20 protein-coding genes are annotated in these 21,114 nt (G+C 65.4%); 9 read left to right on the top strand and 11 right to left on the bottom strand.

The window, feature by feature from the left end; all coding sequences use genetic code 11:
- Nucleotides 1–134: 134 nt before the first annotated feature.
- Together C8C96_RS15425 and C8C96_RS15430 are read left to right on the top strand one after the other, a co-directional pair.
- Nucleotides 135–1,100 carry a bifunctional 2-polyprenyl-6-hydroxyphenol methylase/3-demethylubiquinol 3-O-methyltransferase UbiG gene (locus C8C96_RS15425; protein WP_158605765.1) on the top strand — a complete coding sequence of 322 codons (966 nt, stop codon included), beginning with the start codon at nt 135–137 and terminating at the stop codon, nt 1,098–1,100.
- Nucleotides 1,101–1,413: 313 nt separating this feature from the next.
- On the top strand, nt 1,414–2,835 hold the full coding sequence (locus C8C96_RS15430) for an aspartate kinase (RefSeq protein ID WP_121942856.1): 1,422 nt from the start codon (nt 1,414–1,416) through the stop codon (nt 2,833–2,835).
- Nucleotides 2,836–2,921: 86 nt separating this feature from the next.
- Here the strand turns inward: C8C96_RS15430 and C8C96_RS15435 are convergent, their stop codons facing one another.
- From C8C96_RS15435 to C8C96_RS15465, 7 genes are all read right to left on the bottom strand, one after another.
- Nucleotides 2,922–4,289 carry a four-carbon acid sugar kinase family protein gene (locus C8C96_RS15435; protein ID WP_121942857.1) on the bottom strand — a complete coding sequence of 456 codons (1,368 nt, stop codon included), beginning with the start codon at nt 4,287–4,289 and terminating at the stop codon, nt 2,922–2,924.
- Nucleotides 4,290–4,293: 4 nt separating this feature from the next.
- Complete coding sequence (locus C8C96_RS15440) at nt 4,294–5,571, bottom strand: ribulose-bisphosphate carboxylase large subunit family protein (protein WP_121942858.1); 1,278 nt, start codon at nt 5,569–5,571, stop codon at nt 4,294–4,296.
- A 74-nt stretch (nt 5,572–5,645) separates the two neighbouring features.
- Entirely contained in the window at nt 5,646–6,188 is a 543-nt protein-coding gene (locus C8C96_RS15445) for a VOC family protein (protein ID WP_057271685.1), read from the bottom strand.
- A gap of 96 nt (nt 6,189–6,284) precedes the next feature.
- Nucleotides 6,285–7,079, bottom strand: coding sequence for a transporter substrate-binding domain-containing protein (locus C8C96_RS15450; protein WP_121942859.1), 795 nt, complete (start codon nt 7,077–7,079; stop codon nt 6,285–6,287).
- 62 nt (nt 7,080–7,141) lie between these two features.
- On the bottom strand, nt 7,142–7,924 hold the full coding sequence (locus C8C96_RS15455) for an amino acid ABC transporter ATP-binding protein (RefSeq protein ID WP_121942860.1): 783 nt from the start codon (nt 7,922–7,924) through the stop codon (nt 7,142–7,144).
- 14 nt (nt 7,925–7,938) lie between these two features.
- On the bottom strand, nt 7,939–8,628 hold the full coding sequence (locus C8C96_RS15460) for an amino acid ABC transporter permease (RefSeq protein ID WP_121942861.1): 690 nt from the start codon (nt 8,626–8,628) through the stop codon (nt 7,939–7,941).
- Nucleotides 8,625–9,308 carry an amino acid ABC transporter permease gene (locus C8C96_RS15465; RefSeq protein WP_121942862.1) on the bottom strand — a complete coding sequence of 228 codons (684 nt, stop codon included), beginning with the start codon at nt 9,306–9,308 and terminating at the stop codon, nt 8,625–8,627. Before C8C96_RS15465 ends, C8C96_RS15460 begins: the two co-directional genes overlap by 4 nt.
- A gap of 270 nt (nt 9,309–9,578) precedes the next feature.
- On the opposite strand from C8C96_RS15465, the gene C8C96_RS15470 reads away from it, so the two are divergent.
- Entirely contained in the window at nt 9,579–10,655 is a 1,077-nt protein-coding gene (locus tag C8C96_RS15470; protein ID WP_121942863.1) for a LacI family DNA-binding transcriptional regulator, read from the top strand.
- Between the two features lie 36 nt (nt 10,656–10,691).
- On the opposite strand, the gene C8C96_RS15475 is transcribed toward C8C96_RS15470, so the two are convergent.
- Entirely contained in the window at nt 10,692–11,642 is a 951-nt protein-coding gene (locus tag C8C96_RS15475; RefSeq protein WP_121942864.1) for a DMT family transporter, read from the bottom strand.
- 180 nt (nt 11,643–11,822) lie between these two features.
- Here C8C96_RS15475 and C8C96_RS15480 point away from each other — a divergent pair, with 180 nt between their 5' ends.
- Nucleotides 11,823–12,728 (top strand): LysR family transcriptional regulator, encoded by a 906-nt coding sequence (locus tag C8C96_RS15480; protein WP_121942865.1) that lies wholly within the window; start codon nt 11,823–11,825, stop codon nt 12,726–12,728.
- 8 nt (nt 12,729–12,736) lie between these two features.
- On the opposite strand, the gene C8C96_RS15485 is transcribed toward C8C96_RS15480, so the two are convergent.
- Nucleotides 12,737–13,498: a DeoR/GlpR family DNA-binding transcription regulator gene (locus C8C96_RS15485; protein WP_121942866.1), complete on the bottom strand. Its 762-nt coding sequence runs from the start codon at nt 13,496–13,498 to the stop codon at nt 12,737–12,739.
- A 158-nt stretch (nt 13,499–13,656) separates the two neighbouring features.
- On the opposite strand from C8C96_RS15485, the gene C8C96_RS15490 reads away from it, so the two are divergent.
- The gene (locus tag C8C96_RS15490) at nt 13,657–14,289 is read left to right on the top strand and encodes an NUDIX domain-containing protein (RefSeq protein ID WP_121942867.1); all 633 of its coding nucleotides are present in this window, start codon (nt 13,657–13,659) and stop codon (nt 14,287–14,289) included.
- Between the two features lie 23 nt (nt 14,290–14,312).
- Here C8C96_RS15490 and C8C96_RS15495 read toward each other — a convergent pair whose 3' ends face one another.
- Entirely contained in the window at nt 14,313–16,685 is a 2,373-nt protein-coding gene (locus C8C96_RS15495) for a penicillin acylase family protein (protein ID WP_121942868.1), read from the bottom strand.
- A 137-nt stretch (nt 16,686–16,822) separates the two neighbouring features.
- Here C8C96_RS15495 and C8C96_RS15500 point away from each other — a divergent pair, with 137 nt between their 5' ends.
- The 4 genes from C8C96_RS15500 to C8C96_RS15515 all read left to right on the top strand — a co-directional run bounded on the left by C8C96_RS15500 (nt 16,823) and on the right by C8C96_RS15515 (nt 20,375).
- The gene (locus C8C96_RS15500) at nt 16,823–17,920 is read left to right on the top strand and encodes a GlxA family transcriptional regulator (RefSeq protein WP_233584249.1); all 1,098 of its coding nucleotides are present in this window, start codon (nt 16,823–16,825) and stop codon (nt 17,918–17,920) included.
- Between the two features lie 158 nt (nt 17,921–18,078).
- Nucleotides 18,079–19,047 carry a class I SAM-dependent methyltransferase gene (locus C8C96_RS15505; protein ID WP_121942870.1) on the top strand — a complete coding sequence of 323 codons (969 nt, stop codon included), beginning with the start codon at nt 18,079–18,081 and terminating at the stop codon, nt 19,045–19,047.
- A gap of 208 nt (nt 19,048–19,255) precedes the next feature.
- The gene (xrtH, locus tag C8C96_RS15510) at nt 19,256–19,771 is read left to right on the top strand and encodes an exosortase H (protein ID WP_056744725.1); all 516 of its coding nucleotides are present in this window, start codon (nt 19,256–19,258) and stop codon (nt 19,769–19,771) included.
- Complete coding sequence (locus C8C96_RS15515; RefSeq protein ID WP_146870843.1) at nt 19,761–20,375, top strand: exosortase H-associated membrane protein; 615 nt, start codon at nt 19,761–19,763, stop codon at nt 20,373–20,375. Before xrtH ends, C8C96_RS15515 begins: the two co-directional genes overlap by 11 nt.
- Nucleotides 20,376–20,478: 103 nt before the next feature.
- Here the strand turns inward: C8C96_RS15515 and C8C96_RS15520 are convergent, their stop codons facing one another.
- A complete protein-coding gene (locus C8C96_RS15520) occupies nt 20,479–20,922 on the bottom strand; it encodes a flavodoxin family protein (protein ID WP_370107396.1) in 444 nt (147 codons plus the stop codon).
- Between the last annotated feature and the right edge of the window lie 192 nt (nt 20,923–21,114).

Below are 21,114 nucleotides of genomic sequence, written 5' to 3' on the forward strand. Positions count from 1 at the left end.
CAGCAGCGGAAGTAAAAAACGCTCGAACAATCGACGGCGCACCTTCAACGCCAAGTGCGGCTTCGCCTGCCACAATCACCCCATTGATTCCAATACATGGCATTGGGCCTATGTGCCTGAACAGGGGGGGTGCTTTGAGCGATTTCGAACGTTATCACTATGCCTTTGATCCAGAGGGAGACGAGTTGGCGGCCCGCCTGATCCGCCGCTTGCCCCAGAAGGGCAGAGTCTTGGAGCTGGGGCCTGGGCCAGGAGTCATGACAAAGGTCATGATTGACAAGGGCTATCAGTTGACGGTAGTGGAAATCGACCCAGACTCTGCACAGATCGTGCGCGGCCTGGGAGCGGAGACGATCGTTGCTGACCTTGAGGATTTGCAGTGGTTGGAACAATTGCGAGGGCGTCGCTTTGACGCGGTGCTGGCCTGCGATGTCCTGGAGCATTTGCGCCATCCTGAGCGTGTGCTGGAAGCTCTGCGTCAATGTCTGGAGCCGCAGGGCCGGCTTATCGTCTCAGTGCCGAACATCGCTTACGGAGGTGTGATCGCGGCGCTGGTGCAAGGCATGTTTGACTACACCCCGACGGGGCTGCTCGATCATTCCCACCTGCGATTTTTTACCCGGCGCAGCCTGGAGCGACTGCTGTGGCGAACAGGGTGGTCACCGAACTACTGGGAGCCGTATGCGTTTCCAGTGGAGCAAAGTGAGTTCGCGCGCGCCTGGGGGGCTTTGACAGACGTGCAGCGGCAAAGCCTGGTGGCTGGAGCCGCGGACTCTGAAGTCTATGAGTGGATGACCGTGGCATGCCACGCCGAAAACGGACCCGCCATTGCGCTTCAGGACGCCCAAACCCTTGCGGACAAGGCCAGCGAAGACTTGCGGGCGTTGCAAACGGTGTATGCGCAGGAACACGCCTCGCTGCTGGAACACCAGAAAGCCTTCGCGCAGGCGCGCGAGATCATCGTAGAGCAACAGCGCGAGATTGATGCGCTGCGCGGCCCTTACGGCGGCTCAACTATGTGGATTGCCAGAGTATTGCACAACCCCAGAAACGCGATGCGACGGCTTTGGCAGGCAATACGGCTGCGCCTTGGATGGTGATGCTGCACCCCCTGCACGCGTCGCCAAATAAATAAATGCGCGCTGGGCTTCTCCGCCGGTTGGCGTCAGTCCGCCTGAGCGGTGCTTGACTAAGACCTTCGATATGGCTTCACGTCGGTGGTTGATTGGGCGGGCGACATTCAGTACCAGTAACCGGCTGCAGGGCCAAGCCCTCACCTTCTCCTCTTCGGTAGAGTGAACGTGCTCGGATAAAAGTGGTAGAAAATAGAAGACTTTCGCCGCGAATCCATTCACTATGTGGCGGCACATTCGTCCGGCTTTACCTTTGTTTGCTCTCTGAGCCTGCCTGTCCATGCAAGACGTTCAAAACTCCAAGATCTCTGTCGAGAAGATCGGCGGCACTTCCATGACCGCCTTTGGCGATGTGTTGCGCCACATCGTGCTGCACGATCCCAAGCGCATTAACGGCCGGATCTATGTGGTGTCCGCCTACTCGGGTGTGACCAACCAGTTGCTGGAGCACAAGAAGACGGGCGAGCGCGGCATCTATGCCCTGTTTGCCGAAGGCAAGGGTTACCAAGATGCCTTGACCCAGTTGGCGGTCAGCCTCAAAAAGCTGAACGCCGGCTACGCTGACCTGGGATTGCCGCTGGATGTGGCCGATGCCTTCATCGACCAGCGCATTGGCCAGGCGCGTGAATATCTGAACGCCATGCAGCACGTGCTGGCCAGCGGCTATCTCAGCCGCAAGGATGTGTTGCTCGCGGCGCGCGAAGTGTTGGCCTCGATTGGCGAGTCGCACAGCGCGTTCAACTCGGTCGAAATCCTCAAGGCCAATGGCGTGAATGCCATGCTGATGGACCTGGCCGGTTTTGACGACAACGAAGCCTGGACGATTGACGAGCGCATTGCCAACAGCTTTAAAGGCATCGACCTGAGCGACAAGGTGGTGGTGGCCACCGGCTACACCAAGGGCACCGAAGGCATCATGCGCGAGTTTGACCGGGGCTACTCCGAAGTCACGTTCAGCAAGATCGCCGTGGAAGTGCGCCCCGCAGAGGCCGTGATCCACAAGGAATTCCACCTGTCTTCTGCCGACCCCAACCTCGTGGGCCTGGAAAACGCCATCGTGGTGGGCGCCACCAACTACGACGTGGCCGACCAACTGGCCGACGTGGGCATGGAAGCCATCCACCCCAAGGCAGCCAAGCCCATGGAACTGGCGGGCATTCCCATCCGCCTGAAGAACACGTTTGAGCCCGACCACCCTGGCACGCTGATCACCAAGGACTTCGTGGGTGAGCGCGCGCGTGTGGAGATCGTGACCGGCACTGACAAGGTCACCCTGATCGAGATCCACGACCCCAGCATGGTGGGCACGGTGGGCTTTGATGCGGGCCTGATGAACGTGTTCTGCAAGCACGACGTGAGCTACATCCTCAAGGCCACCAACGCCAACTCCATCGCCCATCTGGTGTGGGACAACCAGGTCACGCCCGAGCTGGTGGCCGAGCTGCAGGAGGGCTATCAGGTCGTGACGATCAAGCCCAGCGCCATCGTGTGCACCATCGGCTCCAACATCGGCATCCCTGGCGTGCTGGCCAAGGCCGCGCAGGCGCTGGCCGATGCGCGCGTCAACGTGAACTGCGTGTCCCAGACCCTGCGGCAGGTGAATATGCAGTTCGTGATCGAGCGCGAGGATTACAAGACGGCGATCAAGGCGCTGAACATGGCACTGTGCGTGAACTCGGGAACTCCGGTTCCGCGTGTTTGAAGAAATAGCGGCAGGCATGCCTGCCGCGCAGCCTTCCCATAAGGAGCCCGCCGTGCGCGGGCTTTTTTGTCGCCTGGATGTCTCCGTCAGCCCGCGCCGAGCAGCCTTTCGAACAGATCCGCCCCCCCCATCTGCCCGCCCTTGAGCATCAACTCCAGCCCGTGGCGCGACGGGTTGGCACTGTGCGCGCGGCTCAGCGTGACCCCGGGGCAGACCGTGGTTTGGTACGACAGCCCCCACAACTGCAAGGCCTGGACTGCGTGGCTTGACGTGTCACCGCCGGCGATGCCGATGCGGCGCAGTGGCGCGCCGCTCTCTGCGCGGGCTTGCACCACGCGGGCGATCAGATCGGCGCTGGCCTGGGCGACGTCGTTGGACGAGGCCGCAGCGGCCAGCGGCGCGCCGTCCGTGGGGCCGGTGAAGGCCAGTACGTTCTGCCCGCTGTGCAGCCCCGCGCAGAGGTTGTCCTGCAGACCCTGCGCGTAGGCCGTGTCGCTGCACAGCCGCTGGGCGTCCACTGCGATGCGGTGGTATGCGGTGGCGGCCTGCACCTGCGCGGCGGTCAGGGGGGACAAGCTGCCCGCCCAGGCCAACACCGGCCCGTCGGTGGGCGCCAGCGGTGCAGCGGCCGTGGACGTCGGCTTGCCCCAGTGGGCGACCAGCGCCTGGGCCACGGCGCTGGAGCCCACGGCCAGCAATCGGGCGTGTTGGGACTGCTGCCACAGCAGGCGGCCCACGGTGGCCAACTGGTCGGGCGTGGTCAGGTCCAGCAAGGTGGGCGCCATGGCGTGGGACGCTGCGCCATGCGCCAGCAGGGCCTGCAGGGCGGCGTCCAGGGCTTCGGTGGTGGTGGCGTCGGTGTCGGTGGTGGCGTCGGTGTCGGTGGTGGCGTCGTACAGCGGGTAGTGCAGGGCGGTGATGCCATCCAGCCCTTGGCGCGCCAGATGGAGCCGGAGATCTGCCTCGCCCATGGGCGTGACCGGGTGCTGGCGCATGGTGGGATGGCGGTCGATGCGGTGCACGAGCCCGCCGGTGCCTGCAGCCGCAAACAGGTTGCTGAACGCGCAGTAGCGCCCCAGGCTGGGTTGCCCGCCCACGATGGGCACCCAACGGTTGCTCACAAACGGGTGCAGGGTCTGAATGCCGCAGGCAATGTTGCCGACATGCGGTGCGCTGTCGAAGGTGGAGCACACCTTGTAGTGCAGCACTGGCGGCGCAAGCTTTTCAAAGAAGCGGCCTACAGCCGACATCTCGGCCCGCATGGCCTCTGGCGGCATGGCGCGCGCAGCGCCTGCAATGCCCACCGCATCGAGCGGCCCGGCAGCGGCCAGGGCCTCTGCGTTGGGCACGCCCATGAACAGCATCGAGCGCAGGCCGGCCTGGGCCAGCACGGCCAGGGTGTCGGTGGCGCCGGTGAAGTCGTCGCCGTACCAGCCGTACTGGGGCGTCGTCATGGGCTTACTTCTTGCCAAAGAAGTCGATGGCCCGGCGCAGTTCGGGGGCGTGGGCCGCGCGCTCGGCCAGGGCTTCGCCCTTCTGCACCGCGTCCCACGCCTGCTGCAGGCTGGCCACGCCCGCAGCGGGGCCGTCGGGGTGCGCCAGGATGCCGCCGCCGGACATGAACAGCAGGTCGTTGGACCGGATGCTGTCCCAGGTGGCGGGCACGGTGCCGGCCCACTGGCCGTTGGAGAACGCGGGCAGCACGCGGTCGTCCAGCCCTTCGCACAGCGGGGCCAGGGTGTCGTGGGCGGATTCGATCACTTCTTCATCGGTCTGCGAGAACTTGCCCTGCAGGCCGTGCACATGCATGTGGTCCACACCGGCCAGGCGCCACAGCGTCTGCCAGGCGTTGAACGAAAAGCCCAGCAGCGGGTGACGCGACAGCGCGCCGTAGCCATTGCGGTGGCCGTGCAGCGCCAGCGGTGTGTGGCGGCGCAGGGTTTGCACGGCCGAGTAGCCGCACCAGTTCAGGCTCATCATTACGCAGCTGCCACCCTCGGCGGCGATCAGGTCGGCGTGGCGGCGCATGGCATCGGTCTCGTCGGTGATGTTGAAGGCCACCATCACCCGCTTGCCGGTCTTGTCCTGGTGGTCGCGCACCCGGCGCATCACGGTTTTGACGCGCTCGGCCAGCGGCGCATGAACCGGGTTGGCGCAGACCTCGTCGTCCTTGATGAAGTCCACCCCCGCAGCGCACAGGCGGCCGGCCAGGTCGCCGGTTTCTTCGGCCGACAAACCCACGTTGGGTTTGATGATGGTGCCGATCAGCGGGCGGCCCTGCACGCCGGTCAGCGCCCGGGTGCCGGCGATGCCGTGGCGGGGCATGTCGAACTGGGCGCGGTAGGCGCTGGGAAGTTTCATCGACTCCAGGCGCAGGCCGGTGACCTCGCCCAGGTCGTACAGGTTGCCCGACACCGTGGCGGCCAGCGTCGGCAGGTTGGGACCGATGTTGTCGCACGGAAAGCTCACGCGCAGCCGGGCGCGTTGCCAGGTCTGCGGCGTGTCGAACATGCCGCGCCGCTGCATCCAGCCGTTGGGCAGCGACGGCGCGGGCGCCACGTCCAGCAGTTCGACCGATTCGACCGTGGCGCGGGCACGTTCGCGCAGCGCGTCGGTCTCGCCCTCCACCCGGGTGAAGGTGCCACACGATTGTTCGCCCGCTAGCACCTCGGCCACGTGGGCCGGGTCCATGGGGGTCTCGATCAGGTAGGTGGCTTCGAAGCGGTCTGGCGACATGGGTGGCTTTTGCTATGTTATTGATAGCTGCAGGTGCATATTGAATAGGCGCCTGAAGGCTATTTGGCTTGAAATCAGATCTTGGAGAGGTCTGGGAAGGGCCGCACCGGGTCCGTCGTGCCGTCCCAGGTTTCCGACTCCGCACGGATCAGGTCGAACATTCGCCCCTTGGGGCCGGCCACTTCCGACAGCTCGATCACGGTGCCGGGGTGGTACTCGGTGTCGAAGTAGACGAAGCGGCCTTTTTCGCCCACCTCGCCACTCATCACCGTCTTGAAGCCCTGGGCCGTCAGACGCGCCAGGTCGGCGTCGTAGTCGCTCGTCCAGTACGCCACGTGCTGCAGCCCGGTGCGCCCGGCCTGCAGAAAGTCGCGGTACATCGACGGCACGTCGTTACGCGTCTGGATCAGCTCGACCTGCACATAGCCCGAGTTGGCCAGCGCCACCGAGTTGTGCGGCTCGTACGACTCGCCCTTGTAAACGTAGTTCTTGATCGGAACCTTGGGGTTGTAGAACCACGGGCCCACGCCCAGGGTCTTGCTCCAGTAGTCCATGGCGGCTTCGATGTCGTGGACCACATAGCCAAGTTGGCGGATGGCGCCGAAATGACGACTCATAAAAATTTCCTTTGGTGGTGATGCGTCAGGGCAGGGCGTAGCCGGGCGGGGCCCATCAGGCGCCGCCCAGGTTGCACGCTTGGCTTACTTTTTGGCTTACTTGGCGCCGTCGATGATTTCTTTGGGGATCGGCACGCCTGCGTACTTCACATGGATGTCGTTGAGCTTGCCGTTGGCCAGGTTGGTCTTGATCCAGCCGTTGACGGCGGCCATCAGCTCGGGCTGGCCTTTGCGCATGGCCACGCCGAGCTGGTACGACTGCAGGATGAACTTGGTCTCGAAATCGCGCGCCGGGCTCTTCTTGGCGATGGCCGCGATGATCGGCGGCGTGATGGCCACGATGTCGGCCTGGCCCGTGGCGGCGGCTGTGATGGACGCGGATTCATCGTCAAACCGCACCACCTTGGCCTGCGGTGCGCGCTCGGTCACGATCTTGTCTTGCGGGCCACCACGGGTCACGGCCACGGTTTTGCCCGCCAGGTCTTCAATGCTGGTGAGCTTGAGGCTCTTGGGCGCGCCCACTGCGGCCTGGATGGCGCCGTACGGAATGGAGAAGTCCACCGCCTTCTGGCGCTCGGGCGTGATCGACAGCGACGAGATGATCAGGTCCACCTTGTTGGACAGCAGGTTGGGGATGCGTGCCGAGTTGGTGGTGTTCACGATCTCCAGCGTCAGGCCCAGGTCCTTGGCCAGCAGCTCGGCGGCTTCCACGTCCGAGCCCACGGGCTTCATCTTGTCGTCCACGTAGCCGTAAAACGGCGCGCCAAAGTCGATGCCCACGCGCAGCTTGCCGGCGGTTTTGATGTCGGCCAGCTCGGCCATGGCGGGCATGCACAGGGCGGCGGCGCTGATGGCCAGCAAGGTGCGGCGGAGGATGAGGGATACGGTCATGGTGGTTGTCTCCTGGTGGTTTTTGAGTACGGAATCGAAAAGGGCTGGGCTGAAGCTGAAATTCAAAGCCCGTGAGAAAGAAAATCGCGCAGCTCGGCGGTCTGCGGGTTCTTGAGCATGTCGCCCGGGCCCGTCTCCCACACCTTGCCTTCGTGCATGTAGATGATGGTGTCGGCCACCCGGGCGGCAAACTCCATCTCGTGCGTGACCAGCACCATGGTCATGCCGCCCTGGGCCAGGGCTTCGATCACGCGCAGCACCTCGCCGGTCAGTTGCGGGTCCAGCGCAGAGGTCACCTCGTCGAACAGCATCACCTGCGGCTCCATCGCCAGCGACCGGGCAATCGCCACGCGCTGCTGCTGCCCGCCGGACAGTTGCTCGGGGTAAGCCTGTGCTTTGTCCGCCAAGCCCACCTGCTGCAGCGTGCGGGCGGCAATCTCGCGCGCCTTGGCTGTGGGCAGGTTCTTCACCGCCTTGGGGGCGAGGGTGATGTTCTGCTCCACCGTCAGGTGCGGAAACAGGTTGTAGCTCTGGAACACGATGCCCACGTCCTGGCGCAACTGGCGCAGGTCGATGGCAGGGTCGTGCACCGCGTGGCCGCAGACATTGATGGTGCCGCTGTCGATGATCTCCAGCCGGTCAATACAACGCAGCGCCGTGCTTTTGCCCGAGCCGCTCTTGCCGATGATGGCCACCACCTGGCCCCGGGGAATGGCAAACGACACGCCCTTGAGCACCTGGTTGCTGCCAAAGCTCTTGTGCACGTCCTTTAGTTCAACGACGGGCTGCGCAGGCGAGGCCGCTGGCTGGGAGGGTTGCGCGGCAGCGTCTCGGGCGAGGTTCATGGTGTCTTCTCGTTTCATGCGGTGGCCACAGAGGGGGTGGCTGTGCCACGGGTGTTTCCAAACTGCTGGCGCTGCTCCAGCTTGCGGCTCCAGACCGACAGCGGGTAGCACATCGCAAAGTAGACGATGGCGATCAGCAGGTACACGGTGAAGGGCTGAAAGATCGAGTTGTTGATGAGCTGCCCGGCACGCACCAGCTCGATGAACCCCACGATGGACGCCAGCGAAGTGTTCTTCACGATCTGCACCATGAAGCCCACCGTGGGCGGCGTGGCAATGCGCACTGCCTGCGGTAGCACCACCAGCCGCATGCGCTGGGTGCGTGACAGGGCCAGGCACTCGGCCGCCTCCCACTGCGTGCGCGGCACCGACTCAATGCAGCCGCGCCAGATCTCGCCCAGGTAGGCACTGACGTAAACAATCATCGCAATGCTGGCCGCCACGATGGCGGGCAGCTCCAACCCGGCAATGCTCAGGCCGAAGTAACACAGGAACAGCACCACCAGCAGCGGCGTGCCCTGGATGATCTGAATCCACGCAATGGTCGCCCAGCGCACCGCCTTGATCGGGCTGACGCGGCACAGCGCAATCACGCCCCCGGCCACGCCACCGCCCACAAACGCAATCAGCGACAGGCCGATGGTCCACAGCGCGCCAAACAGCAGGTACTGCAGGTGATACGAGTTCAGTCCACCGTCAATCATTTGGCGTTCCCCAATTTGCGTTGGCGCGTGAACACGATCTGCCCGAACACCCACAGCCCCAGCCGCATCAACAGCGACAGCGCCAGGTACGCCACCGCCACCAGGATGTAAGCCTCGAACGGGCGGAAGGTCTCCGACTGCACCCGCGCCGCCACGGCCGTGAGTTCTTCGACCGAAATCTGAGAGGTGATGGACGACGCCAGCATCAGCAGCACGAACTGGCTGGTGAGCGCGGGGTACACCTTCTCCATCGCCGGGCGCAGCACCACATGCCAATACACCTGCCGGCGCGTCAGGCCCAGGCACTCGGCCGCCTCGATCTGGCCCTTGTGGATCGAATCCATGCCCGCCCGCATGATTTCGCAGGTGTAGGCCGCCACGTTGATCACCAGGGTCAGCAGCGCCGCAGCAAACGCCGACACCTTGAAGCCCAGGCTGGCCAGGCCAAAGAACACCAAAAACACCTGCACCAGCAGCGGCGTGTTGCGCAGCACCTCCACATAGGCACCGCAGGCCCGCACCAGCCAGTGCTGGTCGCTGCGCCGGCCAATGGCCAGCAGCGTGCCGCCCACAAAACCAATCACGGTGGCCGGGAAGGACAGCAGGATGGTCATCCACGCCCCTTCCAGAAACTGGGGCCAGTTGGCCAGCACGCTGGCAAAGTCGAACTCGTACGTCATGGGTCGGGCAGCCGTGCGCGTCAATCAGCAAGTGCTGGCGCGGCGGCCAAAAGCTGGCGGCTTGCCCTGTGGGCGCAGGCGAGCGTGAGCGGAAATACCAGGCATGTCTTTGTCTCCTGCGTGATCGGCCTGGCAAGCGTGCCAGTCGTCACAACCTAGGGTTTGTACTGATGGATTCTGATGCCTTTCAGCATCGAACGCCGAGTGATAGTATCCGCAGAATCCATCAAATACCAGCAGGCGTAATGATGGTTTTTGATTGAATTGCACATGGCCCAAAACCCGCCCAGCCCCAGCAGTCCCAGTAGTCCCCGCAGCCCACGCATCCCCGACATCGCCCAGCTGTCCGGCGTCTCCACCGCCACTGTCGATAGGGTGCTGAACCAGCGCTCGGGCGTGCGCAACGCCACCGCGCAGCGGGTCCTGCAGGCCGCCGCCACCCTGGGCTACCTGCCGCAGGCCGAGCTGCACGCAGCACTGCAACCCCAGCCCCTGCGCCTGATGGTGCTGATCCCCGAGGGCAGCAACCGCTTTCTGCAAATGCTGGGCGACGTGATCGGCTACGCGCAAGACCACTGGGCGCCGTTCAACGTGCGCTGCCAGGCGGCGTACATCGAGAGCTTTAACCCCGACGCGCTGGCCAAAGCGCTGCTGCACTACGGCAAGCGCTGCGACGGCATCGCCTTCATGGCGCTGGAGCACCCTGTGGTGCGCGAGGCCGTGGCCCAGCTGGCAGAGCAGGGCGTGCCCACCGTCACGCTCATCTCGGATTTATCCAGCTCGCGCCGCGTGGCCTATGTGGGCCTGGACAACCGCGCCGCAGGCCGCACCGCCGCCTATTTGATCGCCCGCTTCATGGGCCCGCTGGCCCACAGCCGCAAGGCGCACGTGGCGATGATTGTTGGATCACTGCGCTACCGCGCCCACGAGGAGCGCGAGGCGGGGTTTCTGCACCTGTTTGAAGAACAGTTCCCCCTGGTGCAGGTGGTGGGCGTGCGCGAAGGCCAGGACGACGCCGAACGCAACTACCGCCAGGCCCGCGCGCTGCTGGAGCAGCACGACGACCTGGCAGGCATCTACAACATCGGCGGCGGGGCCGAAGGCATTGGCCGGGCGCTGAAAGAAGCGCGTGCAGACCGCAAGATCGTGTTCATCGGCCACGGGCTCACGCCGGATACGCGGGCGCTGTTGATCGACGGGACGATGGACGCCGTAATCACGCAGAACCCGCAGGGTGCGGTGATGAACTGCGTGCGGATTTTTGCCAACTTGCGGGATGGGCGGGAGCCGACGAGTGGGGTGGAGGCCACACGCAGCCAAGTCATCTTTCGGGAAAACCTGCCCTAAGCCCGTAAGGCAGAGCCAGTCCTGCTCGGGATGAGCCTATACCGCCGGCTTTGCAGCCTTCGGCAAGTGTGCAGGCGCGCTGCGGCGCCCGATCAGCATCACACCCGCGAGTACCAGCGCCGCGCCGCCTATCTGCCACAAAGTCAACGGCTCGCCCAGCAGCCACACCCCAAAAAAGATCGTGAGCACCGGGCCCAGCGTGCCCACGAGCGCGGTTTTGGATGCGCCGATGCGTCGGATGGCGGCTGACGTCATGAACACGGGCAGCACCGTGGAGAAGATGGCCATGCCCAAGGCGTGCAGGTAGACCGGGGCGGGTTGCACCAAGGAGGCTACGGGTTGCGACACCATGAAATGCAGCAGTGTGGCGCCCGTGGAGACCAGCATGGCCAGGGCGGTGAAGCGTGCAGCGCCCAGCCTGCGGATGGCGGGCTCGCTGCCTGCCTGGTAGAACGCATAGGACACCGCCGAGCCCAACACAAAGCCCGCGCCGACGAGCACGGCGCGCGTGTCGCCCGCAATGTGCAGGTCGTGCGCGAAGGCCAGGCCGATGCCCGCGTAGGACAGCAGCAGCGCCCCCATCTCACGCCGGGATGCCCGCTTGCCCATGAACAACACGCCGATCAGGATCGTGAGTGTGGGGTAGGTGAACAGGATCAGCCGCTCCAGGCTGGCGGTGATGTATTGCAGGCCGATGAAGTCGAGGATGCTCGCGCCGTAGTAGCCCAGCAGGCCCAGCGCAATCACGAGCAGCCAGTCGCGCCGGGCAAGTGGTGCCAGGTCGCGGTTGGCGCGCCAGCCGACCCAGGCAAACACCGGCACGGAAAACGCCATGCGCAGGCACAGCAGGGTGACGGAATCCACGGGCGTGGCCTGGGGCACCGCATAGGCCAGTTTCACAAAGATGGCTTTGAACGAGAAGCCCAGCGCTGCCAGGACGGCAAGGAGGAGGCCAAGGCGTTCGGCGGACCAGTGTTTCCAGGGCATGGGGGATGGTGGGTGGGGTTGCGTAGAAACTGCCAGACCATGCGAAAACAGCGAACGCAGTGCACATGGGGCAGTCGCAATATGAAAGGATGCGGCGATAGTGCCTTGTAGGCACGGCAGGCACAATTGGCATTGCTGCAACCATGCGTTCGTCAAAAACGAACGTGAGAGGGGCCTCCATTGACCTATGACCTGATCGATCTGCGCCTTTTTGTCGCCATTGCCGAAGAGCGCAACCTCACGCGCGGCGCTGCACGCGTCTACCTTGCACCGTCGTCGGCCAGCCACCGGCTGCGCCGGCTGGAGGAGGCGCTGAACACCTCCCTGTTTGAGCGCCAGACCCGGGGCGTGGCGCTGACCCGGGCGGGCGAGGCCCTGCTGCGCAATGCGCGCCAGGTGCTGGCCAGCGTCGAGCAGATGCATGCCAACCTCTCGCCCTTTGCCAGTGGCATCCGGGGCCATGTGAGCCTGTGGGCCAATACCCATGCCACGCACACTTTTCTGCCCGACGACCTTGCGGGTTTCCTGAAGCAGCACCCGCAGGTGAGCGTGAGCCTGGAGGAGCGCACCAGCGCAGAGATCGTGGTCGCAGTGGCTAGCGGCGAGATCGAGGTGGGTGTGCTGGCCGACAGTGGCACGGGTGCGGGTGTGGAGTTGTCACCCTACCGGCAGGACCGCCTGGTGCTCATCGTGCCCGCAGGCCATGCGTTGGCAGGGCGTGGCCGCGTGGGTTTTGCCGAGGTGCTGGACCAGGCCTTTGTGATGCTGCACGCGGGCTCGGCCATCCACACCTTCACGACCAACGCCGCTGCCGCGCTGGGGCGGCATCTGGACGTGCGCATTCAGGTGCGCAGCTTTGAAGCCGTGTGCCGCATGGTGGGGGCGGGCGTGGGCATTGGCCTGGTGCCTCGGGGAGCGGCCCTGCAGGTGGCGGGCCTGAGCGAGCCGCCGGTGCTGGTCGAGCTGGACGAGCCCTGGGCGCAGCGCGACCTGCAGATCTGCGTGCGCAAGGGGGCGGTGCTGACGGGCTTTGCTGCGGCGCTGGTCGCGCACCTGCGCCAGGGCGCTGGCGCCGTTACTGTCTGATGGCCTGATCAGGCTGCTGCGATCTCCACCTTGGCGCCACCGGCCTGCAGCTTTTTGCGCAGTGCCTGCGGTGTGGCGGCAGGCACCACCAGCGCGGCCAGTTCGTGCAAGGGGGCCACGCTGAACGGCGATGCCGTGTCCAGCTTGTCAAGCGAAGCCAGCACCACCGTTTCTGCCGCCCGCTGGTGCAGGGCACGTTTGACAGCGGCTTCTTCAAAATCTCCCGTGGTCAGACCGGCCTCGGCATGCACGCCGGTCACGCCCATCAGGTACAGGTCGGCCCGCAACTGGGCGGCGGCCTCGACCACGCTGGCCCCCACATTCACCATGGAGTGGCGGAACAAGCGCCCTCCCAGCACCAGCACCTCCACCTGCGTGTGCCCAGCCAGCGCCACCGCTACGGTGGGGCTGTGCGTGACCACAGTGGCGCGCAAGTCCAGCGGCAGGTGCTGCACCACCTGCAACGACGTGGTACCCCCATCCAGGATCACCACCTGGCCGGGCAACACCAGCGCGGCCCCGGCGCGGCCCAGGGCGCGTTTGTCTTCGGGGGCCAGTTGCTCACGCACCTGCAAGCTGCCCACTGCGGCCGAGGCGGGCAGGGCGCCGCCGTGCACGCGCTGCAAGCGGCCCTCCGCAGCCAGTTCGCGCAGGTCGCGCCGCACGGTGTCTTCCGAGATGCCCAGCTCCTCGCTGAAGGCCTTGGCCACGATCTGGCCGTCCCGACGCAGGCGGTCGAGCAGAAGCTGTTTGCGTTGGGTGGTCAGCATGAAGGGTTACACGAATTGATTGCACGAATTTGCATGTTTGTGCATGATATTGCGTAAATCAATCTTGTCAAAACCATGCACTCATTAACCGACCACACTGCCTTCGCGCTGGCGCTTGCCGTGCGTCGCTACCCAAGCCCGCCGGCGGGGAGCATTGCATGAGCCGCTCTGTGCCTGAAGTCCCCATCGCTGAGCTGAACGCCCGCACCGAGCATGTGAAGCTGCTGGATGTGCAGGTGCTCTCCGACAACTGGTATGTGCTGCGCAGGGTCACCTGCTCGCTGCGCCGGCGCGACGGCCAATGGCAGACGATGAGCCGCGAGGCCTACGACCGGGGCAATGGCGCCGCACTGCTGTTGTTTGACCCGCGTCGCAGCACCGTGGTGCTGACGCGCCAGTTCCGGCTGCCCGCCTTTCTCAACGGTTGCGCTGACGGCCTGCTGATCGAGACCTGCGCGGGCCTGCTCGACGGCGACGACCCCGAAACCTGCATCCGCCGCGAGGCCGAGGAAGAAACCGGCTACCGCGTGCGCCAGCCGCGCAAGGTGTTCGAGGCCTACATGAGCCCTGGCTCGGTGACGGAAAAGCTGCACTTTTTCGTGGCCGAGTACGAACCCGGCGACCGCATCCGCAGCGGCGGCGGCCTGGAGGGAGAGGGCGAGGACATCGAGGTGATCGAGATGCCGCTGGCCGACGCCTTGGCGGGCATTGCCAACGGCACGATCCAGGACGGCAAGACCATCATGCTGCTGCAGCATGTGGCCTTGCACCTGCGATGCACCGCCCTGTAAAAAGGCGCAGTGCTCGCAGGCGCTCAAGGCCGCACCAGCCGCAGCGGCTCGCCCACGCGCGCCTTCACCACGTCGTCGCGGTGGAAGGGCAGGGTGTGCCAGCGCTTGGCCGAGAACTCGCGCATCTGGTCGTTGGCGTGGGGCGACGCGGGGTTGGTGGACTGGCCATAGGTCAGGATGGCCTGGGCCACTGGGCCCTTGGCGTCGAAGGTCACGGTCTGCACATAGCTGGTGCCGTAGTCGATGCGCAAGCCTGCCTTGTTGATGGGCGCGGGCTCCTGGCGGCCCAGGTTGTTGAGCACGCCTTCAAACTCCTCGCCGCCGTGTAGCGCAATCGCTTCTTCGGTGATGGCTGGGCGCTGCACGCTGCCCAGCGTGGCGTCGAGCGTGTAGCCGCTGGTGCGGATGGCCTTGACGGCGCCGTCCAGCGCCTCCCACACCTTGGCGGCGGTGGCGGCGTCCTCCATCTTCAGGCCTGCAGGGGTGGCCACGGGCTGTTGCGCATCGAAGGGCACGCGGTGCACGCCGGGGATGTTGCGCGCGGTGCGCCAGAACTCGCGGAACACATGGGCGCCGCGTGCATCGACGTTGTTGCGGCGGTCCCAGCCTTTGAGGGCCCCGCAGCCGTCACGGGATTCGGCCGTGGGGGCCTTGTCACACGCGGCCAGCAGGTCGGGTACCACCACCTGGGCCATGAAGTTGCGGTTCTCGAACAACTGGCCCTGGATGGCCTGCAGCGTGACCTTGCCCCGGCCGAGCATTTCAGGAATCTCCGCCAGACCGGCGCGGGTGCGTGGCCGCGTCAGGCTGGCGTCGCCGACCAGGGGTGAGATGCCCTCAAACTTCTGGCCGGGGTGGGTGTAGACAAAGCTGTCATTGCTGTTGTGCACCCAGTCTGTGCGGAAGGCCACGGGCATGCGGCCAATCGGGATGAGCCCCGGCACGGGCGATGCGCTGTCGCGGCGCCAGTCGCAGTCGGCGCGTGATCCGTTCAGCACCACCAGGCCGGCTGCGGCGCGCAGTGCGGCGGCGGGCTGGCTGGGTGCACAACGGGCGAGCTGGGCGGCGTCCACGTCGGGCACCACGCTCACGTCGGCATACATGGCCTGGCCGCTGCGGTCGGCCGCGAGGGTGTTCACCCAGGGCAGGCCCAGGTTGGCGTGGGCCTTGTGCAGGTCTTGCACCGAGCGGGCACGCGCAAAGGCCAGGGCCGCGTCCATCATGCGGGTGTTGCCGGTGTTGGCGTCGCGCAGGGCGTAGGCGGTTTTGGCGTTCCAGGTCAGGCCCGCGCGGGGCACGACCACCAACGGGCCCCAGCGGGTGGACCACACGGTGTGCTCTTGCGTCTGCAGCTTGCCGTCCGGGCCGGGGATCTGGGCGCTGATCTTGCGGGCGGTCATCTTCTCGGGCTTGCCGTCCACCAGGTAGGTGGTGGGGTCGCCTTCGGCCAGCGTCACTTCGTAGAAGGTGAAACGCTTGCCGGTGGACACCGTGTGCGACCAGGCCACGTCCTTGTTGAAGCCGATGGAGACCATGGGGTAGGTGCCGATGCCCACGCCCATCACGTCCATCTGACCGGGGATGGTGAGGTGCATTTCATAGAAGCGGTTGGGGCCGCTCCACGGGAAGTGCGGGTTGCCCAGCAGCATGCCGCTGCCGTTGGCCGTCACGTCCTTGCCAAAGGCCCAGGCGTTGGAGCCCAGGGGCGAGTCGAGCAGGCCCACATCGCGCAGCGCCTGGGCAGCATCGGCCAGGTTCACGTCAGAGCTGGGTGCCTGTGCGGCCTTTGCGGCAGGCGGCTGGGCGCCCAGCATGCCGTCGGCCAGCGCGGCGATGCCAGCCTGCACGGCCACCACCTCGGCCATGCGGCGGTACTGGGCCATGGTCATGGGTTGCACCCAGGGCTTGCCCCGGCAGGCCTCGGGCAGGGTGGCTGCGTTGTCGGCCAGGAATCGGTTGTAGCCTGCCACATAGCCGCGCGCCAGGGCCTGCGTTTCGGCACTGGTCTGGGCCCAGGCGCGCTCCAGCATGGCGTCGTCCATGTGGGCGGCCGTGAACAGGTCGATCTGCGCGTTGGGGATGTAGCGGCGGCCCAGCAGCCCGATGGTCTGCGCGCCGAAGGTGCTGCTGCGCTGGCCGCGTGCTGTGACGAGCTGGTCGGCCGTCATGCAGACGTTGTCTTGCGCGTAGGCGTACGCCACGCCGTAGGCCAGGGATTCGGGGTCGTTCGCGGTGATGTGCGGAATGCCGTACGTGGTGCGCTCAATGGTCACGCTGCGGTCTGCGCCTGCAGCGCCTGGCTGGCTGGCGCAGCCCGCCAGGAAGAGGGCGGTGCAGGCTGCAGCCAGGGTGGTCAAGGCCATGGAAAGGCTGCGGTGGGTTGAGGGTTCGTGCATGGGTGGGTGTCTCCGTTTGTGTGGGCCCGCAACGCAGGCAATGGCTGCGGGGCGCTGTCGTCGCATGGTCATGCTACTGCCCGGTAACATTGTCAAGCGGTGGCGGTTTGGCCACAAAGGGTGGCAAGATCGCCACCATGTCCACTGCCAAAACTGCACTGCCGTCCTGCCTGAACGTGGGCATCCTCTGGGGACACGGCAGCGTTGCAAGCACCGCCGCCGCTGCAGTGGACGCCCTGCGCGCCATGAACATGCTGGCGGCGATGCGCCCCGGGGGCGCGCAGCCTGTGGTGCGCTGGTTCTGGCTGCGCATGCCGCAGGAGCGCGATGCCGCACCGCCGCCGGTGCCCGGCGCAGAACAGGGCCCAGAGGTGCTGGATGTGGTCGTCATCCCCGGTTGGCTCGTCCCTACCGGGCCGCAATTGCGCGAGATCAGTCAACGCTACAGCCAGCACTTTGGCGCCATGCTGCGGGGCCACCTGCAGCGGGGCGGGCTGGTGGCGGCGCTGTTCAACGGGTCCAGCCTGCTGGCGCACTGTGGCCTGCTGGCGGGGCGCAAGGCGGCGTTGCCGTGGGTTTTTGCGCCGTCCATCGTGCTGCAGTCCAGCGAGAGCGGCGCCAAGACGGCCGATGCGGCTGAAGTGATCTGGCAGCGGGAACGAACCTGGCAGCGCGATGGCGCCCTATGGACCACGGCCTCGCTGCAGGACACCCTGGCGGCCATGCTGGACCTGCTGGCCCAGACACCGGCGGCCGAGCTGGCGCAGGCCGCATCGCACGCGCTGCTGTTCGACCCCCAGCGCCAGCTGACCGCCACCACCGCCATGGAGACCCCTACGGGCCACCCCCTGGCTGCGGGCGCGCTGGAGCAGGCGCGGCGCTGGCTGCAGGACCACCGCAACGAGCCCTACAGCCTGCAGGCCACGGCGCGCGCCGCGGCCACCAGCCCACGCACCTTGCTGCGCTGGTTTGCCCAGGTGCACGGCGAAACACCGCAGGACTACCTGCACCGGCTGCGCATTGCCCAGGCCCAGGCGCTGCTGCAGACCACCTACCTCACGGTGGACGATGTGGCGCAGCAATGCGGCTACAACGACACGGGCAGTTTTCGCAAGGTGTTCACCCGCGTGGCCGGGGTGACGCCAGGGGCGTACCGCCAGCGCTTCAAGCTGCGCACATCGCGCAAGCAGTGGTTGGGGCGGCAGGGGCTGCCTGGCACCGACGGGCTGGTGTAGCCGGGCCCACGGCCATTCGCTGTCGCTGGTGGGTGTCTGCGCCAGCGCTGGCGGCGATAATGCTCAATTGCTATTGAATCAATAGCTGACCAGGCATGCTGGACTAGCGCATCGTGCCGTTTTGATTCTGAAATTGTTTTTTGCCAGCCCTTTTCTCCATGCAAGCCCTGCTCGACGCCATTGCCTCCATGCCCCTGCCCACCGACGCCCAGCGCGTCTTCCACGGCCGGGGTGGGCTGTTTCCGGGCTGCGAGCAGTGGGTGCTGGATGCGTATCCGCCGGTGTTCGTGCTGACGAGCTTTGCGCCGGCTAGCGACTCCGAACTGGCGACCCTCGGCGAGGCGCTGCAGGCACGCTGGTCCCAGATTGCGCCGGAAGGCCAGCCGCTGAACTGGGTCTTCCAGCACCGGGGCGAGGCCCTGCGCATTGAGGGACGCAGCGAAACCCGCCTGATGGCAGGTGCGGTGCCCGACCCCCATGTGGTCACCGAAGCGGGCGTGCGCTACCGCGCGCATGTGCTGCGCGGCCAGAACCACGGCCTGTTTCTGGACATGGCCGCAGGCCGCCAATGGGTGCGCAACTACGCCGCAGCGCGCAGTGCAGACCGCTATGGCCTCAAGGTGCTGAACCTGTTTGCCTACACCTGCGCGTTTTCGGTGGTGGCGCTGCAGGCGGGCGCCAAACAGGTGGTCAACGTGGACATGAGCCATGGCGCCATCGGCATCGGGCAGCAGAACCACCAGCTCAACGGCATCACCACGGGCGCCACCTTCTTGCCGCACGACATCTTCAGCAGCTGGGGCAAGATCAACCGCAGCGCCCCATATGGCCTGGTCATAGTGGACCCGCCCAGCTACCAAAAGGGCAGCTTTGTCGCCACCAAGGATTACGCCCGCCTGATGCGCCGCCTGCCCGACCTGCTGGCCCCCGGCGGCCACGCGCTGCTGTGCCTCAATGCGCCCGAGCTGGGCTTGGCCTTCTTGCAGGACCAGATGCAGGAGCTGGCGCCGGATCTGCGGTTTGTGGAGCGCGTGGCCAATCCACCCGTGTTTGCCGATGTGGAGCCGGAGCGGGCGCTGAAGGTGCTGGTGTATGCCGCTCAGCCCCTGCCAGTCCCTCTGCCGTGATGTTCGGGACTTCTTGGCCGGAAAGCTGCGCGTAAAGGCATCGCCGGGTCGGGGGAGTCTTGCGCAAATAGTGGCGGCTTTGGCGGGAGCTTCTGATATTCTGCGCGCTGCCTTCTGGCTTGCATCTGCACATCCTGAATTTCTGCATCCGCCTGCCGCCGTCGTCGCATGAGCGCTGAGCGCTTTACAGGCTTGCCTTTATCTTTTCATGGTCAGATTCTTTCTCATTTTCATTGCGGTCCTGGCCGTTCTTTTCCGCATTGACATGCTCGATGACGTGCAACGGGTCGCCATTCAACCCTGGACCGGCCTCCTCGCAAGCGCCAGTGCAGCGCTGATGAGTCCACTCGATGCCGATGTGGTGCACCATGGCCGGATCCTCATGAGCAAAGCCACTGGATTTGCGGTATCCATAGAGGCTGGCTGCAACGGCGTGGAAGCCGCGATCATCCTGATCGCAGGCATGATTGCCTTCCCGTCCCAGTGGAAACACAAGCTGGTCGGCATTGGGATAGGCATTGCCGCCGTGCAGGTTGTCAACCTGTTGCGCATCATCAGCCTGTACTACCTGGGCAAGTGGAACATGACGGTTTTTGAGTTCGCCCACCTGTACCTCTGGCAGGCGCTCATCATGCTGGATGTGCTCGTGGTCTGGATGCTCTGGATTCGCTGGATTGCCAAGCAACAACCTTCGTCTGCACCGGTGGTCAACCATGCGGCTTAGTTCGGTCGGGCGATTCTTGCTGGTGGCTATCGTCAGCCTTCTATGCCTCATGCCGGTGTGGTACTACTTTGCACCGCAGCTCGCCAAGCCCGTGTTTTTCATGGCTGGCGAGACCGCCACCATGACATTCCAGTGGGCGCAAAGTTATGACACCAAGGAGTCGGTGGGCGTGCTGAACACCGCGCTCAAGGTGGTTTCCGTGCAAAACGGCCAGTACCGTTCAGGCAAACTCGCTCCGATGGTGGATTACCGTCTCTGGGGTTACGGCATCGTGATTTTTTGGGCATTGGTGATAGCGTCGATGCCAAAAGGCTGGGGGACCAAGCTGCTCATCGGTTCTTTAGCCATGCTGCCCATCCAGGCAATCAACGTCGGTTTGCAATGGTGCAACGATGTCTTTAACAGAGCCGGCCCCGAGGTTCTGGCACAGACCCGCGCGCCAGAGTGGATCGCCGATGCAGTGGCATTTTTCTACCATTTCAACCTGTTCATATTCACCGCATTGGCGCCAGTCATGCTGTGGCTATGGCTTGACAGGGCCTTCCTGGCCAAGCTGCACGCACAAGCACGGGCGGCAGCTGCTGTTCATCGCGGCACGGTGTAGCGTTGGCTTGCCGGTAGCGGGCTGGGGGTTGGCCATGAAAGCCTGTCCGCACGCACCGGCGCCATCAAGGTCGGCTCTTTGAACCGGCTCTTGGAACAGGTTCTTAAAACACCCCCATCCCCAGCCCTGCCGCCATAGCCTCACCCAGCGCCCGGCAGCGCTCCAGGTCGCCCGGTTCAATCTGCTTGGGGGCCAGGATGGCTTCGGGCGTTTGTGCGTGGGTGCAGACGATCAGCGGGTCCGCCACCTGCCTGAGGCGCCAGCCCGTGGCGATGCGTGCGATCTGGCGTGCGGCATTGGTTCCGTCGCTGCCGGCGCAGACCAGGGTGGCGTAGGGGCGGCCATTGATCTGGTCGAGCGCCGCGTAGTAGGTGCGGTCAAAAAAATCCTTCAGCAGGCCGCTGACAGCTGCAAGGTTTTCTGGGGTGGCAAACAGATAGCCGTCCGCCGCCAGCACATCGGCGGCCTGGGCCTGGGGCGCGGCCAGCAGCCGCACCTCCACGCCACTGTCGGCTGCCACCGCTCCCGCGCAGGCCGCGTCCACCATCTGCCGGGTGCCGCCGGTGTGGGAGTGGTAGACGATCAGCAAGGTTTTGGTGGTGCGCACGGCGCCAGCATAGACGGACGCGGGGGGGCTGCAGGCGTTGCGCCCTGGGCGGGCGGATTTTCCCTTCACAGGTGTGTGCATACCCTGGGGTGGCACCCCGGTTCGCTGCCAGAATGGGGCCTTTCGGCCTAC

The sequence above is a fragment of the Acidovorax sp. 100 genome (assembly GCF_003688355.1).
GTDB classification, from domain to species: Bacteria; Pseudomonadota; Gammaproteobacteria; order Burkholderiales; family Burkholderiaceae_C; genus Acidovorax; species Acidovorax delafieldii.

What these genes read in the sequence shown, in the direction of transcription:
- C8C96_RS15430 (WP_121942856.1), top strand. Translation starts at nt 1,414, where the DNA reads ATGCAAGACGTTCAAAACTCCAAGATCTCTGTCGAGAAGATCGGCGGC.
- C8C96_RS15435 (WP_121942857.1), bottom strand. Translation starts at nt 4,289, where the DNA reads ATGACGACGCCCCAGTACGGCTGGTACGGCGACGACTTCACCGGCGCC.
- C8C96_RS15440 (WP_121942858.1), bottom strand. Translation starts at nt 5,571, where the DNA reads ATGTCGCCAGACCGCTTCGAAGCCACCTACCTGATCGAGACCCCCATG.
- C8C96_RS15445 (WP_057271685.1), bottom strand. Translation starts at nt 6,188, where the DNA reads ATGAGTCGTCATTTCGGCGCCATCCGCCAACTTGGCTATGTGGTCCAC.
- C8C96_RS15450 (WP_121942859.1), bottom strand. Translation starts at nt 7,079, where the DNA reads ATGACCGTATCCCTCATCCTCCGCCGCACCTTGCTGGCCATCAGCGCC.
- C8C96_RS15455 (WP_121942860.1), bottom strand. Translation starts at nt 7,924, where the DNA reads ATGAACCTCGCCCGAGACGCTGCCGCGCAACCCTCCCAGCCAGCGGCC.
- C8C96_RS15460 (WP_121942861.1), bottom strand. Translation starts at nt 8,628, where the DNA reads ATGATTGACGGTGGACTGAACTCGTATCACCTGCAGTACCTGCTGTTT.
- C8C96_RS15465 (WP_121942862.1), bottom strand. Translation starts at nt 9,308, where the DNA reads ATGACGTACGAGTTCGACTTTGCCAGCGTGCTGGCCAACTGGCCCCAG.
- C8C96_RS15470 (WP_121942863.1), top strand. Translation starts at nt 9,579, where the DNA reads ATGGCCCAAAACCCGCCCAGCCCCAGCAGTCCCAGTAGTCCCCGCAGC.
- C8C96_RS15475 (WP_121942864.1), bottom strand. Translation starts at nt 11,642, where the DNA reads ATGCCCTGGAAACACTGGTCCGCCGAACGCCTTGGCCTCCTCCTTGCC.
- C8C96_RS15485 (WP_121942866.1), bottom strand. Translation starts at nt 13,498, where the DNA reads ATGCTGACCACCCAACGCAAACAGCTTCTGCTCGACCGCCTGCGTCGG.
- C8C96_RS15490 (WP_121942867.1), top strand. Translation starts at nt 13,657, where the DNA reads ATGAGCCGCTCTGTGCCTGAAGTCCCCATCGCTGAGCTGAACGCCCGC.
- C8C96_RS15495 (WP_121942868.1), bottom strand. Translation starts at nt 16,685, where the DNA reads ATGCACGAACCCTCAACCCACCGCAGCCTTTCCATGGCCTTGACCACC.
- C8C96_RS15500 (WP_233584249.1), top strand. Translation starts at nt 16,823, where the DNA reads ATGTCCACTGCCAAAACTGCACTGCCGTCCTGCCTGAACGTGGGCATC.
- C8C96_RS15505 (WP_121942870.1), top strand. Translation starts at nt 18,079, where the DNA reads ATGCAAGCCCTGCTCGACGCCATTGCCTCCATGCCCCTGCCCACCGAC.
- xrtH (WP_056744725.1), top strand. Translation starts at nt 19,256, where the DNA reads ATGGTCAGATTCTTTCTCATTTTCATTGCGGTCCTGGCCGTTCTTTTC.
- C8C96_RS15515 (WP_146870843.1), top strand. Translation starts at nt 19,761, where the DNA reads ATGCGGCTTAGTTCGGTCGGGCGATTCTTGCTGGTGGCTATCGTCAGC.
- C8C96_RS15520 (WP_370107396.1), bottom strand. Translation starts at nt 20,922, where the DNA reads ATGGTGGACGCGGCCTGCGCGGGAGCGGTGGCAGCCGACAGTGGCGTG.